This window comes from Bacillus sp. JFL15, from assembly GCF_001184225.1.
GTDB classification, from domain to species: Bacteria; Bacillota; Bacilli; order Bacillales; family Bacillaceae; genus Bacillus; species Bacillus siamensis.
Genome location: NZ_KQ236689.1, coordinates 122228 through 141081, shown reverse-complemented (window position 1 = coordinate 141081; position 18854 = coordinate 122228). Strand labels below are relative to the sequence as shown.

Genomic DNA, 18854 nt, shown 5'->3' with positions numbered 1-18854 from the left:
ATGATAAATCACAGAGAAAAAGAGTCTGTAAGCGAACGCTTAATAAGCTCAAAACAAAACAGGCAATTGGATGAAGTCCGCGGAAGAGTGATTGTGTCTGTATGTGCGGCGATTATCATTGCGGCATCAGCGGCAATCACCATCTTTCTCGGCATAAAGGGGCTGCAATCTTTTTTTGTAAATGGTGTAAGCCCGATTGAATTCTTAACAAGTCTGAATTGGAATCCAACCCAGGCAAAGCCTGAGTTCGGCGCGCTGCCTTTTATTTTCGGATCATTCGCGGTCACGGTTCTATCCGCTCTGATCGCCGCGCCCCTCGGGATTGCGGGTGCCGTGTTTATGACGGAAATTGCGCCGACTTGGGGAAAAAAAGTGCTGCAGCCAGTAATCGAGCTGCTTGTCGGCATTCCGTCCGTCGTTTATGGATTCATAGGTCTTACAGTATTGGTTCCGTTTATCGGATCTTTTAAATCAAGCGGAACGGGTCACAGTCTGCTGGCGGGAACGATCGTACTTTCGGTGATGATTCTGCCGACCGTTACGTCGATTTCCGCTGATGCGCTTGCGTCATTACCGAAACACCTTCGTGACGGTTCATATGCGCTAGGTGCAACGAGATGGCAGACAATCAGGAAAGTGCTTATCCCGGCGGCGTTTCCGACACTGCTGACCGCTGTCGTGCTTGGAATGGCAAGAGCGTTCGGAGAAGCTCTCGCTGTACAGATGGTTATCGGAAATACAAAGCTTCTCCCGGAAAGCCTGCTTGATACGGCGGGGACGTTAACGACGATTATCACGTTAAACATGGGCCATACCACATACGGAAGTATCGAAAATAATACGCTGTGGTCGATGGGGCTTGTTCTTCTTATCATGTCGTTTCTGTTTATACTGCTCATACGCTACTTGTCATCTAGGAGGAAAGTATAATGAACCGGAAAATAACGGATAAATTGGCCACCGGTGTATTCGGTTTATGCGCCGCTGTGCTTGCGGCGATTTTAGCAGGATTGTTTTTGTATATTCTGATTCACGGCGTCTCGGAAATCACATTGCATTTTCTTACGTCAAAATCAAGCGCTATCGCGTCAGGCGGCGGGATTCGGGATCAGCTTTTTAACTCCTTTTACATTCTGTTCATCACCATGCTGATCACGATACCGCTTGGTGTGGGGGGCGGCGTCTTTATGGCTGAATATGCGCCGCAAAATAAAATCACTGATTTTATCAGAACCTGTATTGAAGTTCTGTCGTCGCTTCCGTCGATTGTCATCGGGATGTTCGGCATGCTGATGTTTGTGAACCTGACGGGGTGGGGGTACACGATTATCGGGGGCGCGCTCGCCTTAACGGTCTTTAACCTTCCCGTAATGGTCCGGGTGACAGAAGGCGCGCTCACTGCAGTTCCTAAAGAACTGAAAGAAGCTTCTCTCGCTTTAGGCGTATCGAGATGGCATACCGTCAAAACGGTGCTGATTCCGAGCGCGATTCCTTCGATTTTAACCGGAGCCATTTTGGCATCAGGAAGAGTGTTCGGAGAAGCGGCGGCATTGTTATTTACAGCGGGACTGACAACGCCGCGGCTGAATTTTACCGATTTAAACCCGTTTTCTGAAGCCTCTCCATTAAACATTTTCAGGCCGGCTGAGACGCTGGCGGTTCATATATGGAGCGTCAATACCCAGGGGATCATTCCCGATGCAGAAGCAATAGCAAACGGCGGCTCGGCAGTGCTGGTGATTTCAGTGCTCTTGTTTAACCTTTGTGCAAGATGGCTCGGATCTGCCATTTATAAAAAGCTTACGGCAAATTAATCGGAAAGAGGCGAAAACATGATTGATCACATCGTCAGGGAACAAGCGGAACAGACAGAGCGCTCGCCGGAGTCGTCGATTTTGGAAGTGAATCATTTGTCCATTTACTACGGAGACAAACAAGCGGTTAAGCGTGTGAATATGGATATTGAAAAACATGCGGTGACGGCTCTGATCGGCCCGTCCGGCTGCGGGAAATCAACATTTCTGAGGCAGATCAACAGAATGAACGATGCCATCCCTTCTGCAAGAAGCGAGGGGGAAATCCTTTATGAAGGACTGAATATTTTGGGGGAAGAGATTAATGTCGTGTCTCTCAGACGGGAGATCGGTATGGTGTTTCAAAAACCGAATCCGTTCCCCAAATCCATTTACAATAACATCACACATGCTCTGAAGTATGCGGGTGAACGAAGAAAAGCCGTTTTGGACGAAGCGGTAGAGGAAAGCTTAACGAAAGCTGCGCTTTGGGATGAAGTCAAAGACCGTCTTCATTCATCGGCTCTTTCATTATCAGGCGGCCAGCAGCAGCGCCTTTGCATCGCCCGGACGCTTGCGATGAAACCTGCCGTGCTTCTTTTAGATGAACCGGCCTCAGCTCTGGATCCCATCTCAAACGCCAGAATCGAGACGCTTTTGACAGAACTGAAAAAAGATTATTCGATTGTTATCGTTACGCATAACATGCAGCAGGCGCTGAGGGTGTCTGACCGCACGGCTTTCTTTTTAAACGGAGAAGTGGTGGAGTACGGACAGACAGAACAGATTTTTACTAGTCCTAAAGAGCAAAAGACGGATGACTATATTAACGGAAAGTTCGGATAGGGGGAAGGACCGTGAGCGTTGTAAAAGAAGCGGTGCACACACAGAATCTATTTGATATTCAAGGCATGAACGTATGGTATGGAGCTCATCAGGCCTTGAAAAACATTACGATCGGGTTTGAGGAGCGCAAGGTAACTGCCATCATCGGTCCGTCCGGCTGCGGGAAATCCACGTTTATTAAAACATTAAACTTAATGCTGCAAATGGCTCCGAATGTCAAAGTGACAGGCGATATGATTTATAACGGGCGCAATCTGCTGAAGGAAAAGACGGATGCGGCAGAATTAAGAAAGCAGATCGGTATGGTGTTTCAAAAAGGCAATCCGTTTCCGCAGTCCATATTTGAAAATGTCGTGTACGGACCGAGAATACACGGCGAAAAAAATAAAAAGAAACTGCATGAAATCGCCGAAGAATCATTAAAGGCAGCAGCGCTCTGGGATGAAGTGAAGGATCGTCTCCATCAGCAGGCGCTTTCCCTGTCAGGCGGACAGCAGCAGCGGCTGTGCATCGCAAGGGCGCTCGCCACAAAACCGGATGTCCTTTTGATGGATGAACCGACGTCTGCTCTTGATCCCGTGTCCACCCGGAAAATAGAAGAGCTGATTCTGGCCTTAAAAGAGAAGTATACAATTGTCATTGTGACGCACAACATGCAGCAGGCTGCGAGAGTTTCTGATCAAACCGCGTTTTTCTATATGAGCGAACTTGTAGAGCGGGGCGATACGGGCAAAATCTTTTCCCAGCCGGATCATCAAAAAACACATGATTATATCACCGGAAAATTCGGATGAAAAAACGGGCCCGGCCATTGACCGGGCCCGTTTTATATGGCCTATTAAAAAAGCCTGCCGGCCGTATCCATGAATGGACGATGCCTGCAAGCTTTTTTAGCGGGTTAATGTTTTGACGATTTTTTTGAAGCTCATATCTGAGTCGACTTTGAAATGGCCGGCGCGGATTTCTTTGTGGTAGCCTGCGTCGATGACGTAATCATTAAAGTCCTTCGCTGAAGGAATAATTCCTTCTTTTTCAAGGATGGATGACACATCAGCAGTGCTCATTCCGTCTTTGATCGTAAGTTTGTATGTGACCTTTTTCTTTTTGGCGTCCGTGTTTTGATCGTTGTTTAACGATTTTTCTTTAGCGTCAAGCAGTTTTTGATAGTCATCCCGTTTGACGGAGACTTTTTGCTGAGAGTCGAGGTAGCTGTTTACTTCTTTTTCTGTCAATGCTGTTTTTTCAGTTTTAACGGCAGCTGCCTGGTCATGGTCAGTCAAATAGAAGACAGCGGCGAGGACGGCCGTCGCTAAAATCATGCCTGCTGCAAAAGCCTGAATGCCCCGTTTTGTCATACGAGCACCTTCTCATTATCTTTAATAATGGTATTGACATCCTCGACAGACACGTGTTCCGCTTTTGCGATGGCTTCGGCAGACATCCCGTTGTTATATTTTGAAATGATTTGTTTGGCGATTTTTTGGTTAATGCCGCTGCTTTTGGTTTTGCGGATGACGAGGTTGGTTTCCAGCAATTCTTCTTCAAGCACCGTCATTTTCTTTTTTAACTTGTAAATTTCCTGCATGGCGGAAAGCTGAAGCGTTTCAAGCTCCTGTTCCACGTCTTTCATCGGATCTCTTTGAGAATATGAGAATGCAATAAGCGCTATACTGACGATAAACAACGCAATAATAGCAATTTCCACGTTTCATCACCTTCTATTATTAATTTGCCCTTCTTTTTTATACCATAAAACGCCGCCATTCTAAAGGAAATAGAGAAAAAAACAGAATTTTGTCGGAAAATCTTTTTTATTCGGGGGGCAAACGGATATTTCTCTATAGGTTTCGCATATGAAAGCCCTTTTTTGTCCTGTTTCGTCATTTTTTGTATGTGTCTTGCGCAAGGTCACTCAGAGGATCAGAAACATAATCTGATGTTTTCTGCACTTAAACAACATTTCATGTAAATCAGCTCTAGCATTCCGTGCATTATAGTGGTATTATGTATAAGTCTGAATAAGTAAATGATATTTAGTTTGGAGGGAAAATAATGCGCGTTAATATTACTTTGGCTTGCACTGAATGTGGTGAGCGTAACTATATTTCTAAAAAGAACAAACGCAACAATCCGGACCGCGTTGAATTTAAAAAATATTGCCCACGTGATAAAAAATCTACGTTACACCGTGAAACAAAATAAGCTGTTTAAAACGGCGGAAAAAGCTGGAGCTTTCAATAAAGTTCTGGCTTTTTTGTCTTTCAGGGAGGTTTGAGAAACGTGAAAGCACAAATCAGAACCGATATAAAAGCAAAGCTTTCCGGCATAACAGAAAGTGAATGGGAGGCAAAAAGCCGCAGCATGCACAAAACGCTGTTTTCTTTAAAAGAATGGAAACAAGCCCGCATGATTGCCGTGACCATCTCGAAACGCTTGGAAATTCCGACACGGCCGATTATTGAACAGGCTTGGAAAGAGGGAAAACAAGTCTGTATCCCGAAATGCTTCCCCCAGACGGGAGCGATGGAATTCCGTACATTTTCTGCTGATAATCAGCTGGAAACCGTATATGCCGGTCTCAGTGAACCGATCGAAAGCCTGACTGAAAAAGCGGCTCAAAAAGACATTGATCTTGTTATTGTGCCCGGTGTGGCTTTTGACCGGGAAGGCTTCAGAATCGGATACGGCGGCGGATATTATGATCGGTTTCTGACCGGTTATGAAGGCCGTACCGTGTCGCTTCTCTTCGACTGCCAGCTGACAGACCGCATTCCCCGCATGCCCCACGATATCCCGGTCGATATGATCGTGACTGAATCTGAAACCATCGCATAAAAAACCTCTTGCACCCGAATAATTCTCGCTGTTTGACAAACGATAGGGGCAGGAGGGATAAAATGAAAAAATTGTTGATCTACTCATTATGCGCCGTCTCTGTTTTTGCCGTTTACCAAAACCGCTACCGTCTGATGAACACCGTGCTCAGCCAGCCGGGGATCAGACGGTCGTTTATTCATCTCTTTTTAAAAATACCGTTTATCAGAAATAAGTTCATTCAGCAGGCCTTTTAAACAAATCCCGTTTTCAGCGGGATTTTTTGCATGAAAAAACCTGCCTGTAATGACGGCAGGTTTTTCTCGTAATATCAGTTTTTTTTCAGGAAACCGAGAAGGATTGAAATGATCGATGAAATGTACAGGAAAAAGGTAAACGGCAGGTAATCGATGACAGAAACCCCTAATGCGCTTGCCATGAAAGCGCCGCTTACTCCCCAAGGAATCAGCGGATTGATCAATGTTCCGCCGTCCTCAATCGATCGTGCAAGGTGAAGCCGCTTAATGCTGAGCCTGTCATATAAAGGTTTATAAGACTGACCTGGAATTAAGATCGACAAGTATTGCTCGCCTGTCGCAAGGTTTACGCCAATGCTTGAGAAGACGGTCGCCATGACAAGACGTCCTTTCGTATGCACGCCTTTTATCAATCCTTGAAGCAGCGCTGCGATCAGGCCTGTTTTTTCCATCAGGCCGCCGAGCGCAAAGGCGATCATGATCAGAGAGACTGACCCCATCATGGATTGGAGTCCTCCTCTGTTGATAATGCTGGCTACAGCCTGGTCGCCGGTTTTAAAAGCCGTGCCGCTTTGCAGGGCGGATATAAATCCTTGAATGCTGCTGTCGGGAATAAAAACGGCAGTCAGAAGCCCTGCGGAAATAATACCGGCGGTAAGCACCGGAATAACAGAAACCCGTCTGACCGCCAAAATGATCACCAAAAGAGGTGAAAGAAGCGACCAAGGCGTAACGTGCACGGCCTCTTTAATTCCGGAAATGACCGCCTCAATATTTTGCGTTGAAGCGGCATTTATTGAAACGGATGAACCGAGAATATAAAAAAGAACGATTGTGATCAGAAGTGCCGGAACGGTCGTGCCCATCATATGGCGGATATGCTTAAAAATCGGAATTTCGCCGATACCGGCGGCAAAATTCGTCGTGTCGGACATCGGTGACATTTTATCACCGAAACAAGCCCCGCAAATAACTGCTCCCGCCGTCCATTCGAGCGGAACTCCCGCCGCGCTTGCCACCCCTAACAGCGCGACGCCGATTGTACTGACAGTTGTCAGACTTGAGCCGACAAGCGTGCTGATGATCATGCATGAAAATAATGCGGTCAAAAGCAGCTGGCTCGGCTGTATAATCGATAAAGCGTAAACGGTGACGGCGGGAATGGCCCCGCTGTACATCCAGGCGCCGATCAGCACACCGATCAAAGCCAGCACGATAATCGGCTGTACACCGTTTTTCAATCCGCTGACAATTCCTTTTTCAAGACTGCCCCACGAGAAACCGAGCCGCAAACCTGCCAGAGACAGAATAATGACACAAAAAAACAGCGGCATATGCGGCTCCGTATGAAAGAAAAACAGGCAGGAAATAATGACTGCTAACATTAAAACAAATAAACCGATGGCTGAAATGAACGTCAGCCTTTTTTCTTGTTTCAAAACAACACCCCATCAAACTTTAATCCTTTTGTGCTTTTGGGCACGAAAGTATTGTAACAGAAAAACGCATAAATGAGTGTTTTTTTACAATTATGAATATAGGTTTTACCAAAAAGACACAAGTGAATTTTATCCAATTGTTTTTTACTTGACGCCTGCTTTAGAGATGAAATACGCTTATACTGAGAAGAAAAGAAATGGTGAAAAAGATGAATTCATTTTATGACGTACAGCAGCTGTTTAAGTCATTCGGACATATCGTGTATTTCGGTGACAGACAAGCTGAAATTGACTTTATGAAAGATGAATTAAAGGAAATGTACTTGTCAAACGTGATTGAAAGAGACTTATGGCTGAAGGCCTCCGGAGTTCTACAGCAGGAATCTGAGAGGATCAAAAGAAGAGACAACAGCAGGATTTAATAAGAAAAGGAGATCATTATGGAAGAGACTTGGTTTGCGGGGATTGATCTTGGCGGAACAACTATCAAGCTGGCCTTTATCAATATGTACGGTGAAATCCAGCATAAATGGGAGGTTCCGACCGATAAGACAGGAAACACTATAACGGTCACGATTGCAAAAGCGCTTGACCAGAAGCTGGAAGAATTGAACAAGCCGAAACGAATCTTGAAATGGATCGGCATGGGAGCGCCCGGACCCGTGGAAATAGCGACAGGGATGGTTTATGAGACGACTAATATGGGGTGGAAAAACTATCCTTTGAAAGACCATCTGGAGGCGGAAACGGGTATTCCGGCCGTTATTGAAAACGATGCCAATATCGCGGCGCTCGGAGAAATGTGGAAAGGCGCAGGTGACGGAGCCAAAGATGTCATTTTAGTGACGCTCGGAACCGGTGTCGGCGGAGGCATCATCGTCAACGGTGAAATTGTTCACGGTAAAAACGGGGCCGGCGGAGAAATCGGTCATATTTGCAGCATTCCGGAAGGGGGAGCTCCGTGCAACTGCGGAAAATCCGGCTGTATCGAAACGATTGCGTCCGCAACCGGCATCGTCCGCATCGCAAAAGAAAAACTTGCGTCGGTTTCCGACTCTTCGCTCTTGCAGGTGAGTGATCTGACGGCACGTGACGTGTTCGATGCGGCAAAACAGCAGGATAAGACAGCGCTTGAAGTCGTTGATTATGTCGCAAAACATTTAGGCCTCGTGCTCGGAAATCTGGCAAGCGCCATGAACCCGACGAAAATCGTGCTCGGCGGAGGCGTGTCTAAAGCAGGCGAAATACTGCGGTCAAAAGTGGAAGAGACCTTCAAAATCACCGCGTTCCCGCGTTCTGCGGAAGCGGCCGATATTTCGATTGCGGCACTGGGAAATGACGCCGGAGTCATCGGCGGAGCGTGGATTGCCAAAAATGAATGGCTTAAATATCAAAACTGCTAGAGAAAGTCTGCCTGCCCATATAACGGGCGGCTTTCTTTTTTTATCTCCCCTGTCATATAGTTTTAAAAAAGGGGGATGAACATGGCGGGAATTCGTGTCAAACCTGAAATAAAACGGCATATGAAAGATGTTGCACAGGTGCTTTCAATTGATGAAAAACTGTTGGAAGACGCCAATAAAATGGCGGAAAGCGATGAATTATTTTGTCCCGGCTTCCTCGTGAGCGGTCAGCCAGAATGTCCGATAGAAACGCTTAGCGGGCTTTCGCAATACATCCGGCACTATGAAAGCGTTCTTTCCGCTGATCAATGGGTGAAGGAAGAAAAGGTGTATGGCTCTCAATCGGTTTATGAAGAAATTGAGAAAATAACGGATGTCTTTCCGTTTGTCACGTGCCGTAAAATCGGCAGTTCCGTTTTGGGAAAACCGCTCTATGAGCTGAGAATAGGCGCGGATACGGCCGAGAGAAACGTGCATGTAAACGCCTCTTTTCATGCCAATGAATGGATTACCACGTCAGTTGCGATTAAATGGTGCAAAGAATATTGCGCGGCATTATGCGAAAATAAAACGGTTTTCGGACATTCCGCTATTGATATATTCAGCCGGACATCCTTATCATTCGTTCCGCTCGTAAATCCTGACGGTGTGGATCTCGTACTTTACGGATGTGAAGATTTATCAGAAAAAAATGAATTTCTCAATGAATTAAATGAGCACCGCCCGGATTTCCGCGAATGGAAGGCGAATATAAACGGCGTTGATTTAAATAAACATTTCCCATCGAATTGGGAGATTGAACAGAGGCGCAAACCGAAGGCTCCCTCGTACCGTGATTTTCCGGGCACGGCGCCGCTCACTGAACCGGAGGCGCAGGCAATGCACCGGCTGATAACGGAGCAGCCGCCTGACAGGCTGATCGCGCTTCATACACAGGGAGAAGAGATTTATTGGGGGTACGAAGGATGTGAACCGGAGCAATCATGTGAGGTCATCCGGGAGTTCGAAGCGATAAGCGGAAACCGCTATCAAGGTGTAAAAACCATTGACAGCCATGCCGGTTTCAGGGATTGGTTTATACAGCAATACGGAAAAGAGGGCTATACCGTTGAGCTCGGGAAGGGGAAAAATCCTTTGCCTTTTCATCAGTTTTCAGATATTTATCAAGCGACGGAAGGAATATTGTGGAGGGCGCTTGTTTTTTGAGACATCTGTGAAATTTCTCATTTGTTTATATTAACAAATATGGGACAATAGAAAAGAATGGAGGGAAGGCTGGTGAGATACTTGTGTTGTGTTCTGCTGTCCGCGTTCGTTCTGTGTTTAGCGGCCTGTGAACCATCTCATCAGCAGCCTGACACAGACGTCTCAGCAAAAGCAGCAGAACAAAAAATCGTTCCGCTCAGTAAAAATGAAGCGGAGAAAACGGAAGGATGGCTGGATAACAGGACCATTCTGTATACAGCACATAATCAGCTGATGAAATATGACCTTTTCAGCGGAAAATCCGAACCGCTCTGCGAAACAAAGGGCCATATTGTCAATGTAAAGATCAGCCTGAAAAAAAAGCTGATTCTCGTTCAAGTGACAAACAGCGGACAGACTGAGCTTGTGCTCATGAACAAGCAGGGGAAAAGACTTTATCACAAAGCCTTTAACTCTTATGAGCTGGAGACGGCTTGGAATCCATATGACCCGTACCAAATGATGATTACCGTTTTTTCTGCAACATGGGACTTCACAACCTATACAGCCGATATGAAACGCGGCATTTTAAAAATGAGTCCCGTTCAAGCCCCCTTTGTCCATTGGACGTCCTCCGATGAATTTCAATATATTAAGCAAGGAAAAACGGAGGAAGAGGGCCCATTATATTCTTATGATCTGCAGACGGCAAAAGAAAAAAGAGTGCTACAGCATGTCATCTGGGCAGGTTCCCGCCCGGGTATGACGCTTGCCGTCAGACAAACGGATAAACCGGACGGCGACGGCGAGTTCCTTTTCCAAAAGCCGGCATCCGTGACACACCGCTTTCCTCTTCAAAAAAAGTATGAGAGCTTTGCGCCGATGGAATATGATTACGATCAGACCCACAAGCGGTTTTACACGTTTAAGCCGGAGGGCCGGTTATACAGGCTGATCAGCTTTGACTTGGGGGACAAACGGGAGCGGACGGTGCTTAACAATACGGAAATGGAACCGATTCAGATCTCTCCGAACGGGGAATACGCTTTATACGGCTTTACGTATGATCGTCTGATTTCACTGAAAACAGGACTGACAGAACCAATCATAACAAATGAAAAAGGAGTTTGAATCAAATGGCAATCGCAGATGTGACAATTATTCCGATCGGGACAAAAACACCAAGCGTCAGTGAGTATGTAGCGGATGTGCAAAAGATTTTGGAAGGCTACAAAGCAGCCGGCAAAATCAAATTTCAGCTCACACCGATGAACACTTTGATTGAAGGGGAGCTGAGCGACTTGTTCGCGGGCATTCAGGAGATCCACGAAGCCCCGTTCCAAAAAGGGCTGCACAGAGTGGCGACCAATATCCGCATTGATGACAGGCGTGATAAAGAAACGACGCTGGAGAGCAAAATCAAAAGTGTCAGCAAACATTTGCAGCAATAAAAAATAAGCCTGTATCCTAATGGATACAGGCTTTTAATGTGCAGTCGGATATCCGCTTGTAACAACGGTCATTACGGTAAACCAGCCGAACACGCCCAGTGTGGCGGCGGCTAACAAAAATCCCAGGATATTTCTCTGTCTGACAGCCCGCAGGACTCCTAACACAGCTAATAATGCGACAAGGCCGAAGATTACAACAAGTAACATCATGCTCCCCCTTTGTCATTGGAACCTGAAAATCTTTCCATTTTATTTTAACCGTTTTCATTTTGTTTGTCGATAGTGTTTTCCCAGCCGCATTCATTGAATCTTCGGCAGAAAACCTTCATAATAAGGGCATATACATAAAGAGGTGATGAAAGTGAAATGGAGACGAATGCCGGCCGGTCCGATTCAGGCAAACGCCTATTTTCTCGTCAGCGAGGATCAATCCTGTCTAATTTTCGATCCGGGCGGGGAAGCGGACAAACTCAACAATTACATAAAAGAAAACAATTTGAAGCCGCTTGCGATCTTGCTGACGCACGCCCATTTTGACCATATTGGCGCGCTTGACGAGGTAAGAGACAGATGGGATGTTCCCGTATATCTTCACAAAAATGAAGAAAAGTGGCTGGAGGACTCTTCCTTAAACGGATCAGGCATATTGCGCGGCATCGCTGTCACGGCACGGCCCGCCGATCGGCTGATTGAAGGCGACGGCATATTGGACATCGGTCCTTTCCATTTGGAGACGCTGTTTACGCCGGGACATTCACCTGGAAGCGTTTCTTATTATGTGAAGGACGCTGATTTGGTGATTTCAGGCGATGTTCTCTTTCAGGGAGGCATCGGCCGGACGGATTTACATGGAGGAAATCAAGACGTATTGCTTGATTCCATCCATCAAAAACTGCTCACGCTTCCCGTACATACACTTGTGTTAAGCGGTCATGGCGCGGAAACGGACATCCAGACAGAGCAGGAGCGAAATCCGTTTATTAATGGATTTTCATTGTAAACGAAAAAAGACAGACCGTAATCGGTCTGTCTTTTTCAGTCAGTGGGTTCCGCCGCCCGGTGTCATAATAAAAATAGAGTAATATGTAAATCCGGCGAAAAATACGGTTAAGTACGCTCCGAAAATATAAATATACATCCGCTCAGTCAGATTCAAATAAGAAAGAAATACGAAAAAGATCGTCTGTCCAAAAAACAAAAGAGATGCGTCTTTCATGCCGCCTAAAAAAAACATGACTGCAAAAATCCCCGTCCAAAATCCTAACACCCGGAACATGCGATTCATTCCTTATCCCCTCCCGAGAGTCTATCTGAAGTTTATTATAATAGATCGGCAGTTAAAATGTAAACATTTTCATGATTATATTTATTGTGGAATTTATGTCTTTCCCTGTGTTTTATATCTTATGCCGTTCTCTAAAAAAGATCCGAAAAATCTTTTTGAAAGATGTTTAGTGAAAAAAAGTTCAGGGTACTTATGTTAACAAAGAGACGGATAATCCGAGGGAGGAATTTTTAAAAATGAAAGATCTTATTTTTTATTCATACCCGAGCTGCACATCATGCCGAAAAACGAAACATTGGTTAAAAGCCCACAATATTGACTTTCAAGAGCGCCACCTATTCAGGGAGACACCGTCAATTGATGAATTGAAGCAAATCTTATCCTTAACAACCGAAGGAATTGATGAAATATTAGCGACGAGGAGCCAAACATTTAAAAACCTCAACCTGAACATTGAAGAAATGACTGTAAATGAAGTTCTGAAGCTTTTGACTGAAAAGCCGAAGCTGCTGCGGCGTCCGATCCTGATCGATCGCAAAAAGCTTGTTGTCGGATATAATCCAGGAGAATTGATGAAGCTGACGAAGAAAAAAACGGTACATCAATCTGTATCATAAGAAAAAAACGAAGATCCGCTGATCAAACATTATCAGCTAATCTTCGTTTTTTGCGGTTCCAGGACTGGGCTAGCTGGATTCGAACCAACGATCACGGAGTCAAAGTCCATTGCCTTACCGCTTGGCTATAGCCCATCGAATGCTAATTACAGTATGTGCATCCGGCGCCGGTTTATACATACTAAGTCAGATTTGAATGGAGGAAACCCGTGAAACATTTAAATGAAGTATTATCTCAAGTATTAATTGAAGAATCAGGCGAAATCATACGTCAATGGCTGCTCATCCCCGAACCGGGGCGGCCTTCAGATGATCAGAAAGCGGAAACGCAGCACCGCCTGTTAATTGAAATCGTTGCCGGCATTTTATCGGGGAAAGACGGCGGAGAAGAGGAGCTGACAAAGTGGGCGCTGCAGTTCGCAAGAGACAGGGCCGTGCATGAAGTCCCGGTCTATGAAAGCGTCGCAAGCTTTAAAGAATTCCGGAGATTGGTCTGGAACCGCATACAGACATGCAGTGAAACGATGTCTGAGAAGCCTGATACAAATGCGGTATTTACATGGGGAGAAAAGCTGAACCAAGCAATTGACCATATGATTGAAGTATTTACAGAGGAATATCATAAAGTGACGATAACGCAATTAAACGCCCAAAAAGAAATGATTAACGAACTAAGTGCGCCGATTATGCCGATTGCCGACGGTATTGGAATTTTGCCGCTTGTCGGCGAAATTGACACTTACCGGGCAAAAATGATTTTGGAATCGGTGCTTGACCAATGTTCCTCGCTCCGGCTTTCTTATTTATTTCTCGATATATCAGGTGTGCCGATTGTGGATACGATGGTCGCTTATCAAATTTTTAAAGTGATTGACAGCACAAAACTTCTTGGCATAGAAACGACAATCTCAGGCATCCGGCCGGAAATCGCGCAAACCGTCGTGAAGCTCGGCATCGACTTTTCTCAGGTGAAAACAGAGCAGAGTCTGGCGAAGGCGCTGGCAAAAAACGGTTTTGTCGTAAAAGAATCATTAAGATGATATAAAGCTGAATGGCCGAGAGGGATTCTCCCCTCAGCTATTCAGCTTTGTCAGCTTCAATCGTAATGATATGATGGCTGTCGATTTCTTTTACTGTAAATGTGTACCCTTCAAAATCAATGGTGCTTCCGGGTTTTGCATCAATATGCTGAGTAAGGAACCAGCCCCCGAGTGTATCGACTTGATCGGCCGTAATCTCAGTTCCGAGTACGTCATTGACGTCACTGATCAGCAATTTGGCGTTCAGAAGATAACGGCTGTCTCCAAGCTTTTGAACGGAAGGTGTCTCATCCGTATCAAATTCGTCCCGGATCTCGCCGACGATCTCTTCAATGATGTCTTCCACGGTTACTAATCCCGCGGTTCCGCCGTACTCATCAATGAGAATGGCCATATGGGCGTGTTCCCGCTGCATTTTTACGAACAATTGATAAATCGGGATCGTCTCAATCACGTGGATGGCCGGCTGAATGTAAGGGCTGAGCTCGTGTTTTGTAAACGATGCCCCTTCAGACAGGAATCTGAATAAAACTTCTTTTATATTGATGATGCCGACAACATGATCTTTATCTCCCTTTACGACGGGATACCGGGTATATTTATTTGTTTTGATAATGTCGCGGAGCTTATGTCCTGATCCGCTGTCTAACGGCAGGCTCACCATTTCATTCCGGGGCACCATGATTTCTTTCGCAGTGCGCTTATCAAATGTGAAAATGTTATTTACGTAATGCAGCTCGCTTTTTTTAATCATGCCGCTTCGGTAGCTTTCAGCAAGCAGCACCCGCAATTCTTCTTCCGTATAAGCCATTTCATGTTCTGAAGCCGGCTTCAAGCCGAACAGGGCTGTAATCAGGCGGGCGGAATGGTTAAGCAGCCAGATGAACGGAAACATTAACTTATAAAACAAAATGATCGGTCTGGCAAACAAAAGCGTAATCCGCTCGGCTTTTTGAATGGCAAAACTTTTCGGGGCGAGTTCACCGATGACAACATTCACATATGTAACAAGCAAAAATGCGATAATCAGCGACAGTACATGGGAAACCGCTTCATGAAGCCCGGTTTTTAAAAATAACGGCTGAAGCATTGCTTTGACTGTCGGTTCACCAAGCCAGCCGAGTCCCAAGGCGGTTACGGTGATGCCCAATTGGCACGCCGATAAATATTCATCAAGGTGTGTAATGACATGCTTGGCTGCTTTTGCCCCTTTCACACCTTCCTGAATGAGCTGATTGATGCGGGAGCGCCTTGCTTTAACGATTGAAAACTCGATGGCGACAAAACACGCCGTTAATAAAATAAATAGTACGATGGCAGTCAGTTTGATGATATACAATGTAACGCCTTCCGCGAAGGAAGGCTTGCACCTCCCTTTTTTCGGAATAATACCACTCTGGAAAGCTGCTCAAACATCAAACCTGGTTTAGCCAACTTCATTTACGGTAATTAAAAACAAGAAAGCGAAACTGGAGGCTGACAAGAGATGAAGATACATTCGGGGACGGACTGGTTTTGGTACCAGCTCGGTCCGCATGAAAAAGCGGAAGCAAAAAAAATGATCCACCACAATCACTGGCCGCAATGCGAAAAGTGGTTTGAACATGAAAATCATATAAACTTTCTGCGTGCAGATACAAATGATCAAAATAATGAAGCAGTTTTCGGATCTTTAATCTATCATCAAGGATTAGATGATGAAAAAAACCATACCGTATTTCACTTTTATATTACGAGAGACTTCTTTTTTACGATTAATTTTGATTTTTCGCTGCTGCGCGGTGTAAAAGAAAAGCATGCCACACAGCAGATTCAAACCTGTGAAAATCCGATTGAAGGCTTTTTTGTTCTGCTGGGAGAGCTGATGAATTCCTATCTGATCGGACTGGATGAATTTGAAGTCAAGCAGCGGACGCTCAAATGGCAGATTCATGATGACAACAGCAAAGGAATCTTGGAAAACGTGCATAAGCTGCGCCATGAGCTGTTCATTTGGAAAGGCCTGATACTGGGGGCTAAAAAAGTGGAAATGGCTTTAAAAGAAGCGTTTCTTCCGAAAAATGACAGGCAGAAAGATTACCTCAGGGCTCATCAAAAGATGGAAAGAGGGATTACATATATCAATGAGTTCGATCAGGAGCTGAGCAATCTGCTGCATGCCGAGGAAGTCATCACCTCTCAAAGAGGAAATGAAATTGTAAAAGCATTGACGATCTTTACAACTCTCTTTACACCGATGACGGCACTTGGCGCTCTCTGGGGGATGAACTTTGATAATATGCCGGAGCTTCATTGGAAATATTCGTATATTTGTTCCATCGTGCTTATTATCGTATCCACCCTGCTGATTTACATTTATCTGCGGCAGAAGGGCTGGACAGGGGATATTCTGCGGGAGAATCAAAAGAAATATTTGCGGAAAGAGAAGAAACGCTAAGAAGAGCAGGCACATGCCTGCTTTTTTGGCGGCCGAAAATGACTGAATGGTTCCGGATTTCATTCAGTAAATCAATATCATACAGCTGATTTTTGATTTTTTTACGTTTTACACTGTGTAAAAAGCATTATTTCTCTTTTGCCGGCTCTTGTCTATTTGATTTACAATACGTGTCGGAAGGAGGGAAATCTTATGGAGAATATAGAAACATACAGCAGGAACATTATAAACGAGGCCTATACGGCAAGAGCTTCAGATATACACATTGTGCCGCGTGAAAGGGATGCTTTCATTCATTTTCGCATTGGTCATGCTCTTGTGAAAAAAAGAGTTTTAAAAAAAGAGGAATGCGTAAGGCTTATTTCTCATTTTAAGTTTTTATCGGCGATGGATATAGGAGAAAGACGAAAGCCGCAAAACGGATCATTGTCTCTGCCGCTTCCATCCGAAACCGTTCATTTAAGGATGTCAACCTTACCGACAATGAATGATGAAAGTCTTGTCATCAGGCTGTTGCCTAAGCGGCAGATTCCCCCTCTGGATAAACTGTCCTTATTTCCGGGGGCAGGCGCCGCACTCTTGTCCTTTCTGAAGCATTCCCACGGCTTGATTCTTTTTACCGGTCCGACCGGATCTGGAAAAACGACCACTCTTTACTCGCTTGTCAATTATGCAAAACGTCATTTCAACCGGCGGATTGTCACGCTTGAAGATCCCGTAGAAACGAGAGATGAAGATGTTTTACAAGTTCAGGTGAATGAAAAAGCCGGAGTCACATATTCCGCCGGTTTAAAAGCGATTTTAAGACATGACCCCGATATGATCATCTTAGGGGAAATCAGGGATGCCGAGACGGCTGAAATCGCAGTCCGCGCGGCTATGACGGGGCATCTTGTTCTTTCAAGCCTGCATACAAGAGATGCAAAAGGCGCTATATACAGGCTGCTGGAGTTTGGGGTGAACATGACGGAAATTGAACAAACCGTTATTGCCATTGCCGCTCAGCGTCTGGTTGATTTAACATGTCCGTTTTGCAAAGCGGAAAACTGTTCCGTGTACTGCCGGCTGTACAGGCAGACGCGCCGTGCGGGAATATATGAACTGCTTTACGGGAAAAATCTCACCCAATGCTTTCAGGAAGCAAAAGGAGAGCACGCCAATTTTCAATATCAGACGCTCCGCAGGCTGATCCGAAAAGGAATCGCGCTCGGCTATGTCACGACTGACAACTACGATCGGTGGGTGTATCATGAAGCGGATTAAAAGAACCTGGCCGTTGAAGGATCAAGCGGCTTTTTTGAAAAGGCTCGGTGAAATGACCGAAAAAGGGTACAGTCTGATCGAAGGGCTCAGACTGCTGAAACTCCAGCTTCATAAACGCCAGCTTGCAGAGCTGACGGACGGAATCCGCCGGCTGAGGGAAGGCGATGCGTTTTACGAAGTGCTTGAGGCATTGTCTTTTCATAAAGAAGCCGTCTCTATCTGCTATTTCGCGGAAAAACACGGAGAATTGCCCGGGGCGATGAAACAAAGCGGCGAATTGTTACAGAGAAAGCTCATGCAGACGAATCAAGTCAAAAAAATGCTCCGGTATCCGATGTTTTTAATCTGCTCCGTCTTTGTCATGTTTTATATTCTGCAAAGTATGATCATCCCGCAATTTTCAGGGATTTATCAATCAATGAATATGAATACTTCCGGTTGCGTCAGTTTCATTTTTTCGTTTTTTCAGCATTTTCACGAAGCTTGCGCACTGGTGCTGTCAGCCGCTCTCAGCTTGTTTTTGTTCGTTTGGTTTTTATGTAAGAAAAAATCCCCGCAAGACAAAATGCTTATTGTTGTGAAAATCCCCTTAATAGGAAAAGCAGCCGTTCTTTTTAACAGCTACTTTTTCTCTTTACAGCTCAGCAGCCTTCTGAAATCCGGTCTTTCTATCTATGACAGCTTAACGGCTTTTAAGGAACAATCTTTTCTGCCTTTTTATCGTGAAGAAGCGGATATGCTCATTACACGTTTGAAAGCAGGTGAGACAATAGAATCCGCTCTTTCCGGGCATCCGTGTTATGAAAAAGATCTAGCGGCTGCAGTCAGCCACGGACAGGCAAACGGCAGGCTTCATCGCGAGCTTTATACGTACAGTCAGTTTATGATGGAGCGCCTTGAACAAAACGCGGAGAAGTATACAGGCATTCTCCAGCCTGTCATTTACGGCGTTGTGGCCGGTATGATTCTGATTGTCTATATGTCAATGATGATGCCGATGTACCAGATGATGAACCAAATGTAA

24 protein-coding genes and 1 tRNA gene are annotated in these 18854 nt (G+C 45.3%); 18 read left to right on the top strand and 7 right to left on the bottom strand.

What is annotated here, in order from left to right; all coding sequences use genetic code 11:
• From pstC to pstB (AD710_RS00610), 4 genes are read left to right on the top strand one after another with little or no spacing between them, the layout of a single operon-like run.
• Positions 1 to 930 (top strand): phosphate ABC transporter permease subunit PstC, encoded by a 930-nt coding sequence (gene pstC / locus AD710_RS00625; RefSeq protein ID WP_007612605.1) that lies wholly within the window; start codon positions 1 to 3, stop codon positions 928 to 930.
• Positions 930 to 1814 carry a phosphate ABC transporter permease PstA gene (pstA, locus tag AD710_RS00620; protein ID WP_049627026.1) on the top strand — a complete coding sequence of 295 codons (885 nt, stop codon included), beginning with the start codon at positions 930 to 932 and terminating at the stop codon, positions 1812 to 1814. Before pstC ends, pstA begins: the two co-directional genes overlap by 1 nt.
• 18 nt (positions 1815 to 1832) lie before the next feature.
• Entirely contained in the window at positions 1833 to 2639 is an 807-nt protein-coding gene (gene pstB, locus AD710_RS00615) for a phosphate ABC transporter ATP-binding protein PstB (protein ID WP_049627025.1), read from the top strand.
• 11 nt (positions 2640 to 2650) lie between these two features.
• Entirely contained in the window at positions 2651 to 3433 is a 783-nt protein-coding gene (gene pstB / locus AD710_RS00610; protein ID WP_049627024.1) for a phosphate ABC transporter ATP-binding protein PstB, read from the top strand.
• A 96-nt stretch (positions 3434 to 3529) separates the two neighbouring features.
• Here the strand turns inward: pstB (AD710_RS00610) and AD710_RS00605 are convergent, their stop codons facing one another.
• A complete protein-coding gene (locus AD710_RS00605; protein ID WP_016938949.1) occupies positions 3530 to 3994 on the bottom strand; it encodes an endolytic transglycosylase MltG in 465 nt (154 codons plus the stop codon).
• Positions 3991 to 4344, bottom strand: a complete 354-nt coding sequence (locus tag AD710_RS00600; protein WP_016938950.1) for a hypothetical protein — start codon at positions 4342 to 4344, stop codon at positions 3991 to 3993. Before AD710_RS00600 ends, AD710_RS00605 begins: the two co-directional genes overlap by 4 nt.
• A gap of 347 nt (positions 4345 to 4691) precedes the next feature.
• On the opposite strand from AD710_RS00600, the gene rpmG reads away from it, so the two are divergent.
• The 3 genes from rpmG (at position 4692) to AD710_RS19445 (ending at position 5710) form a co-directional block, all read left to right on the top strand.
• Positions 4692 to 4841, top strand: a complete 150-nt coding sequence (gene rpmG, locus AD710_RS18795; RefSeq protein WP_003153056.1) for a 50S ribosomal protein L33 — start codon at positions 4692 to 4694, stop codon at positions 4839 to 4841.
• A 78-nt stretch (positions 4842 to 4919) separates the two neighbouring features.
• Positions 4920 to 5474, top strand: coding sequence for a 5-formyltetrahydrofolate cyclo-ligase (locus tag AD710_RS00595; RefSeq protein ID WP_049627023.1), 555 nt, complete (start codon positions 4920 to 4922; stop codon positions 5472 to 5474).
• 62 nt (positions 5475 to 5536) lie between these two features.
• The gene (locus tag AD710_RS19445; RefSeq protein ID WP_016938952.1) at positions 5537 to 5710 is read left to right on the top strand and encodes a hypothetical protein; all 174 of its coding nucleotides are present in this window, start codon (positions 5537 to 5539) and stop codon (positions 5708 to 5710) included.
• A 74-nt stretch (positions 5711 to 5784) separates the two neighbouring features.
• Here the strand turns inward: AD710_RS19445 and nhaC are convergent, their stop codons facing one another.
• A complete protein-coding gene (gene nhaC, locus AD710_RS00590) occupies positions 5785 to 7149 on the bottom strand; it encodes a Na+/H+ antiporter NhaC (protein WP_082197852.1) in 1365 nt (454 codons plus the stop codon).
• Between the two features lie 197 nt (positions 7150 to 7346).
• Between nhaC and AD710_RS00585 the strand changes: the two genes are divergently transcribed.
• The 5 genes from AD710_RS00585 to AD710_RS00565 all read left to right on the top strand — a co-directional run bounded on the left by AD710_RS00585 (position 7347) and on the right by AD710_RS00565 (position 11188).
• Positions 7347 to 7571, top strand: a complete 225-nt coding sequence (locus tag AD710_RS00585) for a YqgQ family protein (protein ID WP_016938954.1) — start codon at positions 7347 to 7349, stop codon at positions 7569 to 7571.
• Between the two features lie 18 nt (positions 7572 to 7589).
• Positions 7590 to 8552 (top strand): glucose kinase GlcK, encoded by a 963-nt coding sequence (glcK, locus tag AD710_RS00580; protein WP_045926727.1) that lies wholly within the window; start codon positions 7590 to 7592, stop codon positions 8550 to 8552.
• A gap of 81 nt (positions 8553 to 8633) precedes the next feature.
• The gene (locus AD710_RS00575) at positions 8634 to 9758 is read left to right on the top strand and encodes a M14 family metallopeptidase (protein WP_049627022.1); all 1125 of its coding nucleotides are present in this window, start codon (positions 8634 to 8636) and stop codon (positions 9756 to 9758) included.
• A 72-nt stretch (positions 9759 to 9830) separates the two neighbouring features.
• A complete protein-coding gene (locus AD710_RS00570) occupies positions 9831 to 10868 on the top strand; it encodes a YqgU-like beta propeller domain-containing protein (protein WP_049627021.1) in 1038 nt (345 codons plus the stop codon).
• Positions 10869 to 10873: 5 nt separating this feature from the next.
• On the top strand, positions 10874 to 11188 hold the full coding sequence (locus AD710_RS00565) for an MTH1187 family thiamine-binding protein (RefSeq protein WP_049627020.1): 315 nt from the start codon (positions 10874 to 10876) through the stop codon (positions 11186 to 11188).
• A 33-nt stretch (positions 11189 to 11221) separates the two neighbouring features.
• On the opposite strand, the gene AD710_RS18790 is transcribed toward AD710_RS00565, so the two are convergent.
• Positions 11222 to 11395, bottom strand: coding sequence for a DUF2759 domain-containing protein (locus AD710_RS18790; protein ID WP_003153076.1), 174 nt, complete (start codon positions 11393 to 11395; stop codon positions 11222 to 11224).
• Positions 11396 to 11549: 154 nt separating this feature from the next.
• Here AD710_RS18790 and AD710_RS00555 point away from each other — a divergent pair, with 154 nt between their 5' ends.
• Entirely contained in the window at positions 11550 to 12188 is a 639-nt protein-coding gene (locus tag AD710_RS00555; protein WP_049627019.1) for an MBL fold metallo-hydrolase, read from the top strand.
• A gap of 39 nt (positions 12189 to 12227) precedes the next feature.
• On the opposite strand, the gene AD710_RS00550 is transcribed toward AD710_RS00555, so the two are convergent.
• Positions 12228 to 12473 (bottom strand): DUF2626 domain-containing protein, encoded by a 246-nt coding sequence (locus tag AD710_RS00550; protein WP_003153078.1) that lies wholly within the window; start codon positions 12471 to 12473, stop codon positions 12228 to 12230.
• 236 nt (positions 12474 to 12709) lie between these two features.
• Here AD710_RS00550 and AD710_RS00545 point away from each other — a divergent pair, with 236 nt between their 5' ends.
• Complete coding sequence (locus AD710_RS00545) at positions 12710 to 13090, top strand: Spx/MgsR family RNA polymerase-binding regulatory protein (RefSeq protein ID WP_045926723.1); 381 nt, start codon at positions 12710 to 12712, stop codon at positions 13088 to 13090.
• 64 nt (positions 13091 to 13154) lie between these two features.
• Here AD710_RS00545 and AD710_RS00540 read toward each other — a convergent pair.
• A tRNA-Gln gene (locus AD710_RS00540) sits at positions 13155 to 13225 on the bottom strand.
• A 74-nt stretch (positions 13226 to 13299) separates the two neighbouring features.
• Between AD710_RS00540 and AD710_RS00535 the strand changes: the two genes are divergently transcribed.
• Positions 13300 to 14130 (top strand): STAS domain-containing protein, encoded by an 831-nt coding sequence (locus tag AD710_RS00535; protein ID WP_049627018.1) that lies wholly within the window; start codon positions 13300 to 13302, stop codon positions 14128 to 14130.
• A gap of 37 nt (positions 14131 to 14167) precedes the next feature.
• On the opposite strand, the gene AD710_RS00530 is transcribed toward AD710_RS00535, so the two are convergent.
• Complete coding sequence (locus AD710_RS00530; RefSeq protein ID WP_016938962.1) at positions 14168 to 15469, bottom strand: hemolysin family protein; 1302 nt, start codon at positions 15467 to 15469, stop codon at positions 14168 to 14170.
• Between the two features lie 147 nt (positions 15470 to 15616).
• On the opposite strand from AD710_RS00530, the gene AD710_RS00525 reads away from it, so the two are divergent.
• From AD710_RS00525 to comGB, 3 genes are all read left to right on the top strand, one after another.
• The gene (locus AD710_RS00525) at positions 15617 to 16567 is read left to right on the top strand and encodes a magnesium transporter CorA family protein (protein WP_049627017.1); all 951 of its coding nucleotides are present in this window, start codon (positions 15617 to 15619) and stop codon (positions 16565 to 16567) included.
• A gap of 192 nt (positions 16568 to 16759) precedes the next feature.
• Positions 16760 to 17830: a competence type IV pilus ATPase ComGA gene (comGA, locus tag AD710_RS00520; protein WP_045926720.1), complete on the top strand. Its 1071-nt coding sequence runs from the start codon at positions 16760 to 16762 to the stop codon at positions 17828 to 17830.
• Positions 17817 to 18854 carry a competence type IV pilus assembly protein ComGB gene (comGB, locus tag AD710_RS00515; RefSeq protein ID WP_049627016.1) on the top strand — a complete coding sequence of 346 codons (1038 nt, stop codon included), beginning with the start codon at positions 17817 to 17819 and terminating at the stop codon, positions 18852 to 18854. Before comGA ends, comGB begins: the two co-directional genes overlap by 14 nt.

Bases quoted from the DNA above. Each gene is read 5' to 3' on its own strand.
- AD710_RS19445 (WP_016938952.1), top strand. From the start codon at position 5,537: ATGAAAAAATTGTTGATCTACTCATTATGCGCCGTCTCTGTTTTTGCC.
- AD710_RS00565 (WP_049627020.1), top strand. From the start codon at position 10,874: ATGGCAATCGCAGATGTGACAATTATTCCGATCGGGACAAAAACACCA.
- AD710_RS00545 (WP_045926723.1), top strand. From the start codon at position 12,710: ATGAAAGATCTTATTTTTTATTCATACCCGAGCTGCACATCATGCCGA.
- AD710_RS00525 (WP_049627017.1), top strand. From the start codon at position 15,617: ATGAAGATACATTCGGGGACGGACTGGTTTTGGTACCAGCTCGGTCCG.
- rpmG (WP_003153056.1), top strand. From the start codon at position 4,692: ATGCGCGTTAATATTACTTTGGCTTGCACTGAATGTGGTGAGCGTAAC.
- AD710_RS00550 (WP_003153078.1), bottom strand. From the start codon at position 12,473: ATGAATCGCATGTTCCGGGTGTTAGGATTTTGGACGGGGATTTTTGCA.
- AD710_RS18790 (WP_003153076.1), bottom strand. From the start codon at position 11,395: ATGTTACTTGTTGTAATCTTCGGCCTTGTCGCATTATTAGCTGTGTTA.
- AD710_RS00605 (WP_016938949.1), bottom strand. From the start codon at position 3,994: ATGACAAAACGGGGCATTCAGGCTTTTGCAGCAGGCATGATTTTAGCG.
- glcK (WP_045926727.1), top strand. From the start codon at position 7,590: ATGGAAGAGACTTGGTTTGCGGGGATTGATCTTGGCGGAACAACTATC.
- AD710_RS00575 (WP_049627022.1), top strand. From the start codon at position 8,634: ATGGCGGGAATTCGTGTCAAACCTGAAATAAAACGGCATATGAAAGAT.
- pstB (WP_049627025.1), top strand. From the start codon at position 1,833: ATGATTGATCACATCGTCAGGGAACAAGCGGAACAGACAGAGCGCTCG.
- comGB (WP_049627016.1), top strand. From the start codon at position 17,817: ATGAAGCGGATTAAAAGAACCTGGCCGTTGAAGGATCAAGCGGCTTTT.
- comGA (WP_045926720.1), top strand. From the start codon at position 16,760: ATGGAGAATATAGAAACATACAGCAGGAACATTATAAACGAGGCCTAT.
- pstC (WP_007612605.1), top strand. From the start codon at position 1: ATGATAAATCACAGAGAAAAAGAGTCTGTAAGCGAACGCTTAATAAGC.
- pstA (WP_049627026.1), top strand. From the start codon at position 930: ATGAACCGGAAAATAACGGATAAATTGGCCACCGGTGTATTCGGTTTA.
- AD710_RS00585 (WP_016938954.1), top strand. From the start codon at position 7,347: ATGGTGAAAAAGATGAATTCATTTTATGACGTACAGCAGCTGTTTAAG.